This is a genomic window from Brevibacterium casei CIP 102111 (genome assembly GCF_900169275.1).
GTDB classification, from domain to species: Bacteria; Actinomycetota; Actinomycetes; order Actinomycetales; family Brevibacteriaceae; genus Brevibacterium; species Brevibacterium casei.
In genome coordinates, this window is record NZ_FXZC01000004.1 from 134,936 (window position 1) to 150,311 (window position 15,376).

The window sequence follows — 15,376 nt, forward strand, 5'->3', positions numbered from 1 at the left end:
GCATCGCTGCCCCGAATGAGTTCAGGTGAGCTTGTGGGCACGGAATCCGCAGATCAGAGATTGATCGTGACGTCTCCCTTGTCACGCAGTTCGCCCGCGAACTTCTGGGTCGCCTCGGTCGACTTCTCACCCTTGACCTGCTCTTCGAGCTGCGGGCGCATCTCGTCGAGCGAGGGGACCTGCGCCTCCTGGCCGGACTGGGACGCCATCTGCTCCTGCTGATCCTTCGCCCGCTGATAGGCGGCACCGATCTCCTCGTCGGTGACCTCGAACTCGCCGAACTCATCGGCGATGAGGTCCTCGATCTTCAGCTGGGTGCGCAGCTCCTCATGGACCTTCTTCTCGTCCATGCCCTGATCCGCCATCGCCGCGAGGAAGTCGTCTTTGCTCATCTGAGAGGCCTGGGCGGTCTCGTCGAGGGCGGTGGAGACGTCGTCGTCGGTGGCTTCGATCCCGCGCTTGTCGGCTTCCTGGCTGAGCAGCTTCGTGCTCACGAGGTTCTCGGCGGTCTGCTTCTTCAGCCCCTCCTCGTCGACGGGCTGCCCACCCTGCTGGGCCTGCATCATCATCTGCTGGTACTGGGTCTCGTAGAGGGGGACGAAGTCGTCCTTCGTGATCGTCTCGCCGTTGACCTCGGCGACGACGTCGGGGATGTCGGCGGTGTTCGGCGCGCCGTCCTGGCTCGCTTCGGCCGCCGGCGAAGTCACCGCCGGACCGGAGTCCTCGCCGGAGGATCCGCACCCGGCAAGCGCTGCGACGGAGAGGGACACGGCGAGTCCGACCCACCATTTGGTCTTTGGCACAATCACTCCTGTGTCTCGATTCAGCCTGCCAGGCTAACAGGCGCGGATCATTGCGAGCTGTGCGCCCGGCGGGTGCGCGGCGGGTGGACGGCCCGGGCGCGGCGCTCACAGGCTCGTCGGGACCTCGCCGGCGGGAGTGTACGCCGAGTAGACGACGCCATTGCCGAACGCCTTCGAATCGAGCAGGGTGAGCGGAGGCTGCCGGTGCCCGTCGGGGAAGAAACCGCGACCGCGGCCCTGCCAGACGGGATAGGTGAACATCCGGTACTCATCGACGAGGCCGGCGGTGATGAGCTCGTGGGCGAGCGTGATGCTGCCGGTGAGGATCGCGTCGAGGCCCGGCTGATCGCGCAGTCCCGCGACGACGAGGCGGGGGTCGGTGCTCATCACCCGCGAGTTCTCCCACTGGGGATCGGTCATGGTCGAGGAGAACACCCATTTGTCGACCTTGTCCATCTGCGCGGAGATGCCCGTCGTGTCATCGGTCTTCCCCGGCCAGTAGCTGCGGAAGTCCTCGAACGTCTGCCGACCGAGCAGGAGGAGCTGCTCGCGGGTGGTCTGGCTCCTCACCTCGGCGAGGAGCTCATCGTCCTGGGCCTGCGGGTCGAACCAGTCGTCGAGCATCTCGACCCGGCCGTCGAGGGTGACGTTCTGCGTGATGATGATGCGCACTGCTGACTCCTTCGTCGGGGCCCGCCCGTGGGCGCTGCGTCGTCGGTCCCGCCACAGGCCCGGTTGCCGACAACGCTACGCCCAAGCGCCGACGAGCGCGAGAGGTCGATCGCTCGGGAGGTGGACCGGGCGGGGAATACCGGCGCATCGAACTAGGATCGGAGGCATGTCGATCCCTGATCTCCGCAGCGCTGCGCAGTCCATCCTCCCCGACCTCGTCACCCTCCGCCGCACCCTCCACGCGAACCCCGAACTCGGCACCGATCTGCCCTTCACGCAGGCTCAGGTGCTCGAGGCCCTCGCGGGGCTGGGACTCGAGGTGAGCACGGGGGATTCGCTCACCTCGGTGGTGGCGGTCCTCAGGGGAGGACGCCCGGGACCCGCGGTGCTGCTGCGTGGGGACATGGATGCGCTGCCGGTGACCGAGGAGACCGGGCTCGACTTCGCGTCGACGAATGGGAACATGCACGCGTGCGGGCACGACCTCCACACGGCCGGCCTCGTCGGGGCGGCCCGACTGCTCGCCGTACACCGCGATGAGCTGCCCGGCTCGGTGATCTTCATGTTCCAGCCCGCGGAGGAGAGCGACGGCGGCGCCGAGCCGATGATCGCCGAGGGCGTCCTCGAGGCGGCGGGAGTGCCGGTCGTCGCCGCCTACGGCATCCACGTCGAGGCCGATGTGCGCGGCCGGTTCACGACGAGGGGTGGGCCGCTCATGGCCGGATTCGCCGACCTCCACGTCACCATCCACGGGGCCGGCGGACACAGTTCGCAGCCGCAGGCGACGCGGGACCCGGTGCCCGCGGTCGCCGAGCTCGCGCTCGCGCTCAACACGATGACGACCCGGTCGTTCGACATCTTCGATCCCGTCGTCGTCACCGTCACTCAGCTGCAGGGCGCGCAGGCGACGAACGTCATCCCCGACGATGCGTCGCTCGCCGCCTCGATCCGCTTCCTCTCCGCCGAATCGCTGGCCCTGCTTCAGGAGCGGGTCGGAGAGATCGCCGAGGGAATCGCGCGGGCCCACCGGTGCACCGCCTCGGTGGACTTCGAGGTCGGGTTCCCGGTCACGGTCAACGACCCCGCCGAGGCGGCCCTGGTCACCCAGCGTCTGCGCGGACTCTTCGGGGAGGAGAACGTCGCCACCCTCGAGCATCCGCGGATGGGGTCCGAGGACTTCTCCTTCGTGCTCGAGAGGGTGCCCGGTGCCTTCGTCTTCCTCGGTGCCACACCCGTGGGCATCGACCCGGACGCGGAGACGAACCACTCCCCGCGCGTGCAGTTCGACGACGGTCTCCTCGGCGACCAGGCGGCAGCGCTCGCCCACCTCGCGTACGCACGACTCCTCGACGAGGCGGGGGAGACGACCGACTGAGCACCGAGACCGACACTTCGCACCGAGACCGACGGGTGGAAGTGTCGGTCTCGGCGTTGAGCGGCGGTCTCGGTGGCCGGGGACTCAGGCGCGGATGAGCCCGTGGGGGTCGAGGACGAACTTCTTCGCCACTCCGGAGTCGAAGTCCGCATAGCCCTGGGGCGCCTCGTCGAGGCCGATCGCGGTCGCGTTGACGTTCTTCGCGATCGAGACCTTGTCGTGGAGGATCGCCTGCATGAGGCCGCGGTTGTACTTCATCACCGGGCACTGGCCGGTGACGAAGACGTGGGACTTCGCGAAGCCGAGGCCGAAGCGCATCGACAGCGACCCTTCCTTCGCCGCCTCGTCGACGGCACCCGGATCGCCGGTGACGTAGAGCCCGGGGATGCCGAGGCTGCCGCCGGCGCGCGTGATCTCCATGAGCGAGTTGAGCACGGTCGCCGGAGCCTCATGGCTCGCGTCCTTGCCGTGCCCGCGGGCCTCGAAGCCGACGGCGTCGATGCCGCAGTCGACCTCCGGGGTGCCGAGGATCTGCTCGATCTGATCCTTCGGGTCGCCCTTCGAGACATCGACCGTCTCGCAGCCGAAGCTGCGCGCCTGCGCGAGCCGGTCCTCGTTGAGGTCGCCGACGATGACGACGGCGGCACCGAGGAGCAGCGCCGAGGTGGCTGCGGCGAGTCCGACGGGACCGGCACCGGCGACGTAGACCGTCGACCCCACCTGCACGCCGGCGCCGACGGCACCGTGGAACCCGGTGGGGAAGATGTCCGAGAGCATCGTGAGGTCGAGGATCTTCTCCATCGCCTGGTCTTTGTCGGGGAACTTGAGGACGTTCCAGTCGGCGTAGGGCACGAGCACGTACTCGGCCTGGCCGCCGACCCAGCCGCCCATGTCGACGTAGCCGTACGCCGAGCCCGGGCGGTCGGGATTGACGTTGAGGCAGATGCCCGTCTTGCCCTCCTTGCAGTTGCGGCACCGACCGCACGAGATGTTGAACGGCACCGAGACGAGGTCCCCGACTTTGACGAACTCGACGTCCCTGCCGACCTCGACGACCTCGCCGGTGATCTCGTGCCCGAGGACGAGCCCCTCGGGAGCGGTCGTGCGACCGCGGACCATGTGCTGGTCAGAGCCGCAGATGTTCGTCGCGACCGTCTTGAGGATGACGCCGTGATCGACCTTCCGGCCGACGTTGGCGGGGTTGACGCCCGGACCGTCCTTGAGGACGAACTCGGGGTATTCGGTGTCGATGACCTCGACCTTGCCGGGACCTGCGTAGCTGACTGCCTTGTTGCTCATCCTTGAGCCTCCGTTCGGACGGAATCGCTGAGGCGATCGGCGGGAGAGCCGATCGGCCTCCTGAAATATCAGTCTTGTATCAGACGTGGTGTCAGTCTCGTTGCGCGGGGAAGAGTTTGTCAACACCCCATCGCTTGCCACGTTAATCGAACCCGTGGAGGTCCGGAAGGGCATACCGAGGGCGGAGACCCGGCGTCTCAGCCCGCCTCGCGGTGCCGCTTCAGCGTGCCGCCACAGCCATCGACGCGGTCAACCGACAAAAACGCGGTCTGCTAACCGCGTATATGTCGGTTGACCGAGTCGAGGCGCCGAGGCGGTCGCCCGAGTCGAAGCGTCGAGGTGGTTCCCCGCCATGCTGCCGGCCCGCGCTGCCGCCGTGCCGCCTCAGCGTGCCGCCACAGCCACCGACGCGGTCAACCGACAAAAACGCGGTCTGCTTACCGCGTATTTGTCGGTTCACCGCGTCGAAGTGCCAGAGCCGCCCGCGCCGCCCGCGCCGCCGTCGCGCCGCCGGCCCGCGCCGCCGCGTCCCCGGCGTCTCAGTCCGCCTCGCCGAGGCGGGTGGCGAGAATCCGCTGCGACGTCGCCTTGAGGTGGCGCAGGGACTCCCGGATGAGCGGCGATCCGCGGCTGCCGGTGCGCACCGCGGCGATGATCTTCCTGCTCAGACGCCCGGTACCGGTCAGCCTCACCCGTCGCACATTGGCTTCGCCGGCGAGGCTCGCGAGCCGGGGCACGAGGCTGACCCCCACGCCGGCGCCGACGAGTGCCGCCGAGGTCTCCCACTCGACGGACTCATGGGCGATCGTCGGGGTCACGCCGGCGGCGGTGAACGCGGCGATGAAGAGCGCGTGATAGGGCGAGCCGGGCATCGCCGTGATCCAGTCCTCGCCGGCGAGTTCGGACAGCGTCACCGAATCGCGTCCGGCGACAGGATGGTCGGAGGGGACCATGACGTCGAGCGGGTCGTCGAGGAGGTCGACCTTCTCGAAGCGTGCATCGTTCTCGGCCCGGGAGTCCCCCTGCGGGGAGACGACGACGGCGAGGTCGATGCGCTCGGCGACGAGGAGGTCGAAGCACCGGCTCGGACTCGCCTCGACGATGTGGACGCGGACGTCGGGGTGGGTGCTGCGCAGATGCGCGGCGAGCGGAGCGAGGAGGTTCGCCGAGGCGGTGGAGAACCCGCCGATGCCGAAATGGGAAGGTGCCTGGTCGCCGGCGGTGAACGACGAGGCGCGGATCTCCTCCCACACGGAGATGAGCCGGTCGGAGCGGCGGACGAGATAGCGGCCGGTCGCCGTCAGCCGCAGGCCGCGTCCGTCCTTGGTCAGAAGCGTCATCCCCAGCGAATTCTGGAGGTCGCGCAGCTGCGCGGACACCGCCGAGGGGGAGTATCCGGTGAGCTCCGCGGTGGCAGCGATCGTGCCGGTCTCGGCGAAGGTCCGCAGCGTGATGAGACGCGGATCGATCATGGAGACATTATGCACTCATTCCGCACATTGTCCCGCAGGATCTCGCGCTTTTCGTGCAGTGTCAGGCTGTTCTATCGTGACAGCAGCGACACGGCTGCAGGGCGATGGCGCCGCTGATCGCACACTCACCGGCATCGAGGGGGATGGGAATTTGACCGCGACCAATCTGGCACCGACGAAGAAGGGCTTTCCGGCCGGCATCAGCGAGGAGAGACTCGACGAGATCCGCCTCCTCCTCGACACCAGACGTCAGGGATTCTCACTCGAGGCCCCGTTCTACACCGACGACCACCTCTTCAACCTCGACATGCAGGCGATCTTCGGCCGCCACTGGGTCTTCGCGTGCAGCGTCGCCGAGATCCCCGAACCCGGGGACTACATCACCCTCGACTACGGTCCCTACTCGCTCATCGTGCTCCGCACCGACGACGGCGGCGTCAACGTCCTCCACAACGTCTGCCGCCACCGCGGCGCCCGCGTGCTCACCGCTGAGTCGGGGACGACGGGCAACCTCGTGTGCGGCTACCACTCGTGGACCTATTCGCCCGACGGGGACCTCATCCACGCCTCGGCGCCGGGGGAGATGACCTTCGACAAGGCCTGCTACGCGCTCAAGCGTGCCCATGCCACGGTCGTCGCCGGCCTCGTCTTCCTCTGCCTCGCCGACGAACCGCCTGCGGACTTCGCCGAGGTGGCAGAGCTCTTCGCCCCCTACATCGCCCCGCACGAGCTGGCGAAGACGAAGGTCGCCTACCAGCAGACCATCGTCGAGGAGGGCAACTGGAAGCTCGTCATGGAGAACAACCGCGAGTGCTACCACTGCGACGGCCACCCCGAACTCGCCTGCTCGCTCTTCCCCACGTGGGGGCTCACCGATGAGACGGTGCCCCCGCACCTGGCTGACGTGTGGGAGCGCAACCAGCAGGCGCAGGCCTCTCTCGAGTACCGGTGCCGCCGCTACGGTCTGCCCTACGAGGTCATCGAGGAGCTCGACACTCGGGTCGCCGGCATCCGCATCTCCCGGGAATCCCTCGACGGGGAGGGGGAGTCGTTCTCCGCCGACGGGCGCCGGCTGTCGAAGAAGCTGCTCGGCGACCTGCCCGACTTCCGCCTCGGCCGGTGCTCGATGCACCTGCAGCCCAACAGCTGGTTCCACCTCCTCGGCGATCATGTCATCACCTTCGGGGCGTACCCGATCAACGCGCACCAGACGCTCGTGCGCACGACGTGGCTCGTCGCCGACGACGCCGTCGAAGGCGTCGACTACGACCTCGAGACGCTCACGCACACGTGGAAGCAGACGAACCTCCAGGACAAGGCCTTCGTCGAGCTCTGCCAGCAGGGCGCGGGCAGCCCCTTCTACGAGCAGGGTCCGTACATGAAGAGCGAATATCAGGTCGAGGCCTTCATCAACTGGTACGTGATGAGGATGCGGGAGCACGTGGAATGAGGACGATCGATGACCCCACGATCCCGCTCGCGCAGCGGATCCGGGGCCTCGAGATGCCGTGGAACCGGGTGCTCGGTTCGACCGCGGGTCCGGCCGGGGCGGCGACGGCGCTCGGTCCGTGGCATCCGCAGGAGTTCACCGCCGAATGCGTCGAGACGATCCCCGAGGCCGGGGACATGATGACCTTCGTCTTCCGCCGCACCGACGGTGCCCCGCTCGCGTTCCGGTCGGGTCAGTACGTCAACATCGACTTCCCCATCTACGGCGCCGAGGCGGAGCCGGAGTCCCGCAGCTACTCGCTCTCGTCCGCGCCCACCGAACCGTGGACGTTCTCCGTGACGATCAAACTCGACCCGTCCGGCCTTGTCTCCCCGTGGGCGCACGAGTCGATCCGGCCGGGCACGGTGCTCGAGATGCTCGGACCCGTCGGGGCCTTCCACCTCGCCGACTGGGACCGACGCGCGCGCTATCTCTTCCTCGCCGCCGGCGCCGGGATCACCCCGCTCATGTCGATGATCCGCACCATCCACTCGCTGCCCGGGCAGGCCGACGTCATCCTCGTCTATCACGGCTCGGCCCCCGACCGCTTCGCGTTCACCGACGAACTCGACTTCCTCGAGAAGGCCGACTTCCGGATTCAGGTCGTCTACTGCCTCGGCGATCGGGCGCAGACGGACCCGCAGTCATCGGAGTGGACGGGGCGGACAGGACGACTCTCGGCCGAGCTCCTCGACGAGGTCGTCCCCGACGCCAACGGCCGTCAGGTCTTCGCGTGCGGGCCCGAGGGCTACCTCAACACCGCGACGGACTGCCTGGCCCGGGTCGGGGTCGACGACACGTCGATCTTCATGGAGTTCTTCTCCGGCGACCGCGCCACCCGCCTCGAATACGCCGAGGAGGTCGCCCTGGCCGGTGAGATCGCCGGCGAGATCGCGTCCTCGGCCGAGGAGTACTACGAACAGCAGCCGGCGGCCTTCGACCTCTACGAACCCGAGTACGGCGCCGAGGGTCCCGTCGAGGCGGTCGGCGCACCCCTCGAGGCCGTGCCCGCCGACGCTCCCGTCCCCGTCGACGCCCCTGCTGCCCTCGCCGAGGCGGCAGCCGGGGTGGCCGAAGTCGATGGCGAATCGAGACCCCAGGAGACCTCCGGCTTCGCTACCGTGGGAGAAGGCGAGCACACGATGGCCTTCCTGCGCTCGGGCATCAACGTCCGCGTCGCCTCCGACGTCGTCATCCTCGACGCCGCGAGGAAGGCCGGGGTGCGCATCGGGGCGAACTGCCAGGAGGGCATGTGCGGTTCGTGCAAGGTCGTCAAACTCGACGGGGAGGTCGACATGAACCATCAGGGCGGCATCCGCTCACGCGAGATCGAAGCGGGGAAGTTCCTTCCCTGCTGCTCGACGGCGAAGTCCGATCTCGTCATCGACGCCTGAGGGCGTCACCCCAGATTTCCACCGCAGCTTCACCACAGCAAGGAGAACCCAGTGTCGAATTCCTCCCCACGGGTCGTCATCATCGGAGCGGGCATCGTCGGGGCCAACCTCGCCGACGAACTCGCCCGGTTGGGCTGGACCAACACGCTTGTCCTCGAGCAGGGGCCGCTGACGATCCCGGGCGGGTCGACGTCGCACGCTCCCGGCCTCGTCTTCTCGTCGAACCCGTCGAAGTCGATGACGGAGTTCGCGCAGTACACGATCGAGAAGCTCACCTCGCTCACCGGACCTGACGGCAAGGGCTCGTTCCTGCCCGTCGGCGGGCTCGAGATCGCGACGAAACCCGAGCGCCTCCACGACCTCGAGCGGCGGGCCGGCTGGAATCGGGCGTGGGGCGTCGACGCCGAGGTCATCGACGCCGAGGAGTGTCTGCGCCGGTTCCCCATGCTCAATCCCGAGATGGTTCTCGGCGGGCTCTTCACTCCCGGTGACGGGCTCGCGCTCGCCGCCCAGGGGACCCAGCTCGTCATCGCCCGCGCCCAGGCCGCGGGCGTCGAGTTCCGCGACCGCACGGTCGTCACCGACATCGAACACTCCGCTGGGAAGGTCTCGGCCGTCATCGCCGGGGACGAGCGGTTCCCTGCCGACATCGTCGTCAGCTGCGCGGGCTTCTGGGGGCCGAAGATCGGCGCCATGGCCGACACCCCGATCCCGCTGCTGCCGCTCGCCCACCAGTTCGCGTGGTCGACGGAAGTGCCGAGCCTGGAGGGCAAGAACGAGCTGCCGAAGGGAGCGAGCGCCCCGATCCTGCGCTACCAGGACGAGGACCTCTACTACCGGGAGTGGGGTGAGCGGATCGGCATCGGCTCGTACGCGCACCGCCCCATGCCCGTCGACCTCGACACGCTGCCGCAGTACTCGCCCGACGAGATCACGGACGAGCGGATGCCCTCGTCGCTGACCTTCACGCCCGAGGACTTCGCCCGCGAATGGGAGATCAGCCAGGAGATCCTCCCCGAACTCGCGCAGACGCAGATCCAGCGCGGGTTCAACGGGATCTTCTCCTTCACTCCCGACGGCGGGTCGTTGGTCGGTCAGTCCCGGAACGTCGACGGCTTCTTCGTCGCCGAGGCGGTGTGGGTCACCCATGCCGCAGGTGTCGCGAAGGCCGTCGCCGAGCTCATCGCGCACGGCCACTCCGAGACCGACCTCTCGGGCCTCGACCTCAATCGGTTCGAAGACATCCAGACGGCTCCCGAGTACGTCAGCGAGACCTCGCAGCAGAACTTCCGCGAGATCTACGATGTCCTCCACCCGCTCCAGCCCAGGGTCTCGCCCCGCGACGTGCGGATGAGCCCGTTCAATGCCCAGCAGCGGGAGCTCGGCGCGTTCTTCCTCGAGGCCGCGGGATGGGAGCGCCCGCACTGGTACGAGGCGAACGCCGCACTGCTCGACGAGCTGCCCGAGGAATGGCGGGCTCCCGAGCGCGACGACTGGGCGAACCAGTTCCATTCGCCCATCGCCGCGGTCGAGGCGTGGAAGACGCGGACCAACGTCGCGATGTACGACATGACCCAGCTCAAGCGCTTCGAGGTCAACGGTCCCGGCGCCGGCCGGCTGCTCCACGGGCTGACGACGTCGTCGATGCTGCGCAAACCCGGGGCGGTGAGCTACACGCTGCTGCTCGACGAGGCGGGCGGGATCACCTCGGACATCACCGTGGCGATCCTCGACGAGGAGACCTACCAGGTGGGAGCGAACAGCAACATCGACCTCGCCTACATCACCAGGGCGGCCAAGCGGCAGACCGCGGAGGACCCGAGCCAGTGGGTGACCGTGCGGGAGACGACCCCGGGCACATGCTGCATCGGGCTGTGGGGACCGCGCGCCCGCGACGTCATCGCCGCCGTGAGCGACGACGACCTCAGTGACGAGGGACTCAAGTACTTCCGGACGAAGCAGATCTCGGTCGCGGGCATCCCCGTCACGGCGATGCGCCTGTCCTACGTCGGGGAACTCGGTTGGGAGCTCTACACCTCGGCGGATCTCGGACACAGGCTCTGGGATGTGCTCTGGGACGCCGGGCAGGAGTTCGGGATCATCGCCGCCGGCCGCGAGGCATTCAACTCGCTGCGGCTGGAGAAGGGATTCCGGTCCTTCGGCACCGACATGACGAGCGAGCACGAACCGGAGCAGGCGGGTCTCGGGTTCGCCGTCAAGGCCTCGAAGACCGACGACTTCGTCGGCAAGGCGGCGCTCGCCGATCGGGCGGCGGGAACGACGAAGAGGCTCACGTGCCTCACCCTCGACGAGCCGAGCGACATCGTGCTCGGCAAGGAACCGGTGTACGTCGCGGACGGCGCGTCGAAGGACGCGAGCGCCGAGGCGAACGGCGGATCCGAGGACTCCGCGACTCGGGCGGACGGGTACGTCACCTCGGCGGCGTACGGGTACACGATCGGGAAGGCGATCGCCTACGCGTGGCTGCCGAACACTTTGGGCGTCGGCGACGCCGTCGAGATCGAGTACTTCGGCCGCCGAGTGCCCGCCACCGTCACGGCCGAACCGCTCTACGACCCGGAGATGACCCGCCTGCGCGGGTGAGACCCGAGTGCTGAGGCGGCGCAGGTGGTGCGCAGCGCACCGCCCGCGCCGTCCCCGCCGCCGCGCCGCCGAACGGGCCTAAGGACGCGCAGTGTCGATCCGCGAGCTCAGAATCGACACTCAGCGTCCTCGAAACGTGTTGGAGTCGGGCGGCTGCCGAGCCGGGTCCCCCGCTCGATCCACGCGGGGCCCGAAAATCGACGTGCTCGCGACGCGGCCGGCTGCCGATCCACGCGGGGCCCGAATTCCGCGTCCCGGGCGACGCGGATTTCACCCGCGGCGTGGATCGAGCGGGGAGGCCCTGGGCGGGGGCCCTGACCGGGGAGCGGCGCTGGTCAGGTTCGGGCCTCGGCGGGAGTGGTGGCCGCCTCGGCGCGGGTGCGGCGATGCATCCCGCGGTGACCGATGAATGCGGCGACGGCGATGATGACGGCGACGATCGCGATGCCGATCCACTGATTGATGAGCAGGGATGCGGCACCGGCGAGGGCACCGGCGAGGATGAGGACGACGGCGAGGACGCGACGCACCCAGTTCGTGCTGTCCCCGCCGGCCAGCCGCGAGTCCGAGGCGAGGCCGACGATCGTCGAGGTGACGACGACGGTGGTGATGTCGGCGATCTTCATCCGCCTCGCCGCTGCTGCCTGGACGCCCATGAGGGTGGAGAGCGCCGAGGTGAAGACCGTTCCCGCGAGCCCGATCTCCGGGTTCGGGACGAGGCCGACGTAGACCGCGAGGCCCGCGCAGCCGAGCGCGACGAGGGCGAAGATCACCGTCGTGCGGTGGTGCCAGTCCGCTCCGCGCTGACCGAGGACGCGACCGCCGATCGCTGCGCCGACCATGAAGAAGACGAGCGCAAGCGCGGGCCGCAGCACCGGCAGGTCGTCCGCGCCGGTGAGCGCCATGCCGAGGATGACGACGTTGCCCGTCATGTTAGCGGTGAAGATCTTGTCGAAGCCGAGGTAGCCGATCGCGTCGACCATCCCGGTGGAGAAGGTGAGCACGAGGAGCATGGCCAGGTCGAGACGGCGATCCATCGCGGCCCCCTTTCGCAGCGGCCCGACCGTCCGACTCGGACAGCGGGGTCCGGTTGTATACAAAACAGTGAGTCCACGTTAGATTGTATGCAATATCTGCAACGCCCTCGACCCCAACTCGATGAAGGGACACTGACATGGCGTACACGCCGCCGGCCGCTTTCACCACCCGCCCCACCCTGGAGGGCCACTTCGGGATGTCGGCATCGACGCACTGGCTCGCGACCGCCTCGGCGCAGTCCGTCCTCGAACGCGGCGGGAACGCCTTCGACGCCGCCGTCGCCGGCGCCTTCGTCCTCCACGTCGTCGAACCCCACCTCAACGGCCCCGGCGGGGACATGACCGGGGTTTTTGCGACCGCCGAGGATCCCTCCCACCCCCAGATCCTCATGGGTCAGGGTCCCGCCCCGGCCGGGGCGACGATCGAGCACTACCGCAGCGAGGGCCTCGACATGGTCCCCGGCGCCGGAGCGCTCGCCGCAGCCGTCCCCGGCTCCGTCGACGCGTGGCTTCTCCTCCTTCAGGAGCACGGGACCTGGGAGCTCGCCGATGTCCTCGCCTACGCCATCGACTACGCGGAGAACGGCCACCCCGTCCTCGCCCGCGTGGTCGGCACGATCGAACGCGTGCAGGAGCTCTTCACCGAGCACTGGCCGACCTCGGCGCAGCTGTGGATGCCCGGCGGCCGCATCCCCGCGGCGGGGGAGATCATCGTCAACCGCCCCTACGCCGAGGTGCTCCGCCGCCTCATCGCCGCCGGTGACGGCGTGGCCAGTGCTGGTGCTGCAGAGACTGACGCCGCCGACAGCGGCAGCGAAACGCAGGGTTCCGGGGATGCTCGGGTCGAGAGGATCCGGGCCGCACGGACGGCGTGGAAGTCCGGGTTCGTCGCCGAGGCGATCGCGGAGTTCGTCACGAGCCCGCACCGGCACTCGACCGGAGGGGACCACGCCGGGGTCATCACCGTGGACGACATGTCAGGCTTCGACGCCGAGTTCGAGACCCCGGTGACGATCACCTTCCGCGGGTACGAGATCGCGAAGATCGGCCCGTGGGGACAGGGACCGGCGCTGCTCCAGACCCTGCGCATCCTCGAGGGCTTCGACGACGAGCGCCTTGACCCCTCGACCGAGATCGGTGCCCACACGATTCTCGAGGCACTCAAACTCGCGATGGCCGACCGCGACGCCTACTACGGCGACGCCGACGTCGACCTCGACTGGCTGCTCAGCGAGGACTACGCGGCGAGTCGGCGAGCGCTCATCGCCGACACCGCGTCGGACGAGTTCCGGCCCGGGTCCGGTCGGGACGGCAGTGCTCCGACCTTCACCCCTCCGCTCGTTCCCGAAGGCGCGGACAAGGAGGAGCTCATCAAGGCGGGCATCGGCGAACCGACCGTGCAGAAGAACGGCACGAACAACGGCGACACCTGCCACATCGACGTCGTCGACCGGTGGGGCAACATCATCTCGGCGACGCCCTCGGGAGGATGGCTGCAGTCCTCGCCCGTCGTGCCCGATCTCGGCTTCTGCCTCGGCACCCGCCTGCAGATGATGTGGCTCGACGAGACCTCCCCGTCGGCACTGCGACCGGGCAGGCGGCCACGCACCACCCTGACGCCGACGCTCATCTCGAAGAACGGGCAGCCGGTCATCGCCCTCGGCTCGCCAGGCGGTGACCAGCAGGAGCAGTGGCAGCTGCTCATGATCCTCCGCATGCTCGTCGGCGGCTATGCTCCGCAACAGGCGATCGACGCCCCGGCCCTGCACACGACCGCGCTCGCCGGTTCGTTCTGGCCCCGCACCTGGGTGTCGGCCGGAGCCGTCGTCGAGGACCGCCTCGGCGATGAGGTCATCCAGGGGCTGAGCCGACGCGGTCACGAGGTGACGCGGGCGGGTGACTGGGAGCTCGGACGACTCTCGTGCGTGACACGCGAACCGGAGACCGGGACGCTGGCCGCCGCGGCCAACCCGCGCGGTGCCCAGGGCTACGCGGCGGGTCGATGATGCCGACGCACGTCGTCGGGGCCCGCATCCGCTCCGACATCATCTCCGGCGTCCTCGCCCCCGGGACGAAGCTGCGGGAGACGGCGCTGGCGAAGCAGTACGCGGTCTCACGGATCCCCGTCCGAGAGGCGCTGCGCTCGCTCGAAGCCGAGGGGCTCGTCGAATCCCGACCCTACGTCGGCAGCGTCGTCGCGCCGTCGCCGATCGAGGACGCCGAGGACCTCTTCGAGATCCGCATCGTCCTCGAATCCGCGACCGCCAGACGGGCGGCGAAGCGCGCGGCCGCCCTCGCCGACGGTGAGGAGCCCGATCCGCGCTGGCGAGCGGTGCGCAAGGAGATCAACGACATCCTCGAGGCCGGTGAGGTCGTCATCGCCGATGGGCGGTTCGAGGACCTCGCCGTGCTCAACATGCGTTTCCACTTCGCCATCGCCGAGCTCAGCGGCAGCCTCTCGCTCATCAGCCTGCTGCGGCAGATCTCGGGGAAGATCGAATGGCTCTACTCGCTCAACGTCAGCCGCCGCGGCTCACGCGCCTGGCCCGAGCACCGCGCGATCCTCGCCGCCATCGACGCCGGTCAGGAGGCGACAGCCGCCGAGCACATGGGTGAGCACGTCGGCCGCAGCCGCGACGCGTACTTCGCGATGATGGCCGAGACCGCCGACTAGGCGCGCACAGCTGGGGACAGCCGGCTGGGTGCGGGCGGTCCCCAGCCAAGGCCGGTCCCCAGCCTCAGGCCCCTTCGGCGAGGAGGGCGTCGAGCTTGTTGTAGCCCTCGACGATGCCGGACTCCATGCCCGCGGCAACCATGCCGTCCCGGGACTCGACCGAGTCGAAGATCGCCGTCGAGGACAGCCGTGTCCGTCCGTCGCCGAGGTCGGTCAGCGTCATGATCTCGAGGTTGACCGCGTCGGGAAAGCCTTCGAAGGTGAAGGTCTGGACGATGCGCTCGTTCTCGCGGACCTCGTGGAAGGAGCCGAAGAAGCCGTACTCGCCGTTGTCGTCGCGGGAGACGTAGCTCCAGTTCCCGCCGGTCTTCGGGTCCCATTCGCGGATCGTGTTCGTGATCTCCTCGGGCCCGTTCCACTTGACGAAGAGCTCGGGATCCATATGCGCGCGGAACACTCTGTCAGGGCTCGCGTTGAAATCGCGGGTGATCTCGAGCGACTGGGTTCCCTCCGGAACGTCGAGCTTCACCTGGCTGTGATCGGTGTCGGTGGTCATG

At 68.7% G+C, this 15,376-nt stretch carries 12 protein-coding genes; 6 read left to right on the forward strand and 6 right to left on the reverse strand.

The annotated features are described in order from the left end of the window. Nucleotides 1–53 precede the first annotated feature (53 nt). Both BC102111_RS10470 and BC102111_RS10475 read right to left on the reverse strand, forming a co-directional pair. Nucleotides 54–803 (reverse strand): SurA N-terminal domain-containing protein, encoded by a 750-nt coding sequence (locus BC102111_RS10470; protein WP_095375245.1) that lies wholly within the window; start codon nucleotides 801–803, stop codon nucleotides 54–56. Between the two features lie 105 nt (nucleotides 804–908). Continuing rightward, nucleotides 909–1,475, reverse strand: a complete 567-nt coding sequence (locus BC102111_RS10475) for a dihydrofolate reductase family protein (RefSeq protein ID WP_095375244.1) — start codon at nucleotides 1,473–1,475, stop codon at nucleotides 909–911. 166 nt (nucleotides 1,476–1,641) lie between these two features. Between BC102111_RS10475 and BC102111_RS10480 the strand changes: the two genes are divergently transcribed. After that, nucleotides 1,642–2,850 (forward strand): M20 metallopeptidase family protein, encoded by a 1,209-nt coding sequence (locus BC102111_RS10480; RefSeq protein ID WP_095375243.1) that lies wholly within the window; start codon nucleotides 1,642–1,644, stop codon nucleotides 2,848–2,850. A gap of 84 nt (nucleotides 2,851–2,934) precedes the next feature. On the opposite strand, the gene fdhA is transcribed toward BC102111_RS10480, so the two are convergent. Together fdhA and BC102111_RS10490 are read right to left on the reverse strand one after the other, a co-directional pair. Then, on the reverse strand, nucleotides 2,935–4,149 hold the full coding sequence (gene fdhA, locus BC102111_RS10485; RefSeq protein WP_063248711.1) for a formaldehyde dehydrogenase, glutathione-independent: 1,215 nt from the start codon (nucleotides 4,147–4,149) through the stop codon (nucleotides 2,935–2,937). Between the two features lie 539 nt (nucleotides 4,150–4,688). After that, on the reverse strand, nucleotides 4,689–5,621 hold the full coding sequence (locus tag BC102111_RS10490; RefSeq protein ID WP_101624280.1) for a LysR family transcriptional regulator: 933 nt from the start codon (nucleotides 5,619–5,621) through the stop codon (nucleotides 4,689–4,691). Between the two features lie 199 nt (nucleotides 5,622–5,820). Between BC102111_RS10490 and BC102111_RS10495 the strand changes: the two genes are divergently transcribed. From BC102111_RS10495 to BC102111_RS10505, 3 genes are read left to right on the forward strand one after another with little or no spacing between them, the layout of a single operon-like run. Next, nucleotides 5,821–7,071, forward strand: a complete 1,251-nt coding sequence (locus BC102111_RS10495) for an aromatic ring-hydroxylating oxygenase subunit alpha (protein WP_231882143.1) — start codon at nucleotides 5,821–5,823, stop codon at nucleotides 7,069–7,071. Further along, nucleotides 7,068–8,504, forward strand: coding sequence for a flavin reductase family protein (locus tag BC102111_RS10500; protein ID WP_009380151.1), 1,437 nt, complete (start codon nucleotides 7,068–7,070; stop codon nucleotides 8,502–8,504). Before BC102111_RS10495 ends, BC102111_RS10500 begins: the two co-directional genes overlap by 4 nt. 51 nt (nucleotides 8,505–8,555) lie before the next feature. After that, nucleotides 8,556–11,108, forward strand: coding sequence for a GcvT family protein (locus BC102111_RS10505; RefSeq protein WP_101624281.1), 2,553 nt, complete (start codon nucleotides 8,556–8,558; stop codon nucleotides 11,106–11,108). A gap of 335 nt (nucleotides 11,109–11,443) precedes the next feature. Here the strand turns inward: BC102111_RS10505 and BC102111_RS10510 are convergent, their stop codons facing one another. Beyond that, the gene (locus tag BC102111_RS10510; RefSeq protein WP_101624282.1) at nucleotides 11,444–12,145 is read right to left on the reverse strand and encodes a YoaK family protein; all 702 of its coding nucleotides are present in this window, start codon (nucleotides 12,143–12,145) and stop codon (nucleotides 11,444–11,446) included. A gap of 137 nt (nucleotides 12,146–12,282) precedes the next feature. On the opposite strand from BC102111_RS10510, the gene BC102111_RS10515 reads away from it, so the two are divergent. Together BC102111_RS10515 and BC102111_RS10520 are read left to right on the forward strand one after the other, a co-directional pair. Continuing rightward, entirely contained in the window at nucleotides 12,283–14,151 is a 1,869-nt protein-coding gene (locus BC102111_RS10515) for a gamma-glutamyltransferase family protein (RefSeq protein WP_101624283.1), read from the forward strand. Continuing rightward, nucleotides 14,148–14,819, forward strand: a complete 672-nt coding sequence (locus BC102111_RS10520; RefSeq protein ID WP_232252536.1) for a GntR family transcriptional regulator — start codon at nucleotides 14,148–14,150, stop codon at nucleotides 14,817–14,819. Before BC102111_RS10515 ends, BC102111_RS10520 begins: the two co-directional genes overlap by 4 nt. Before the next feature lie 64 nt (nucleotides 14,820–14,883). On the opposite strand, the gene BC102111_RS10525 is transcribed toward BC102111_RS10520, so the two are convergent. Then, entirely contained in the window at nucleotides 14,884–15,375 is a 492-nt protein-coding gene (locus tag BC102111_RS10525; RefSeq protein ID WP_101624285.1) for an SRPBCC family protein, read from the reverse strand. Nucleotide 15,376 lies beyond the last annotated feature (1 nt).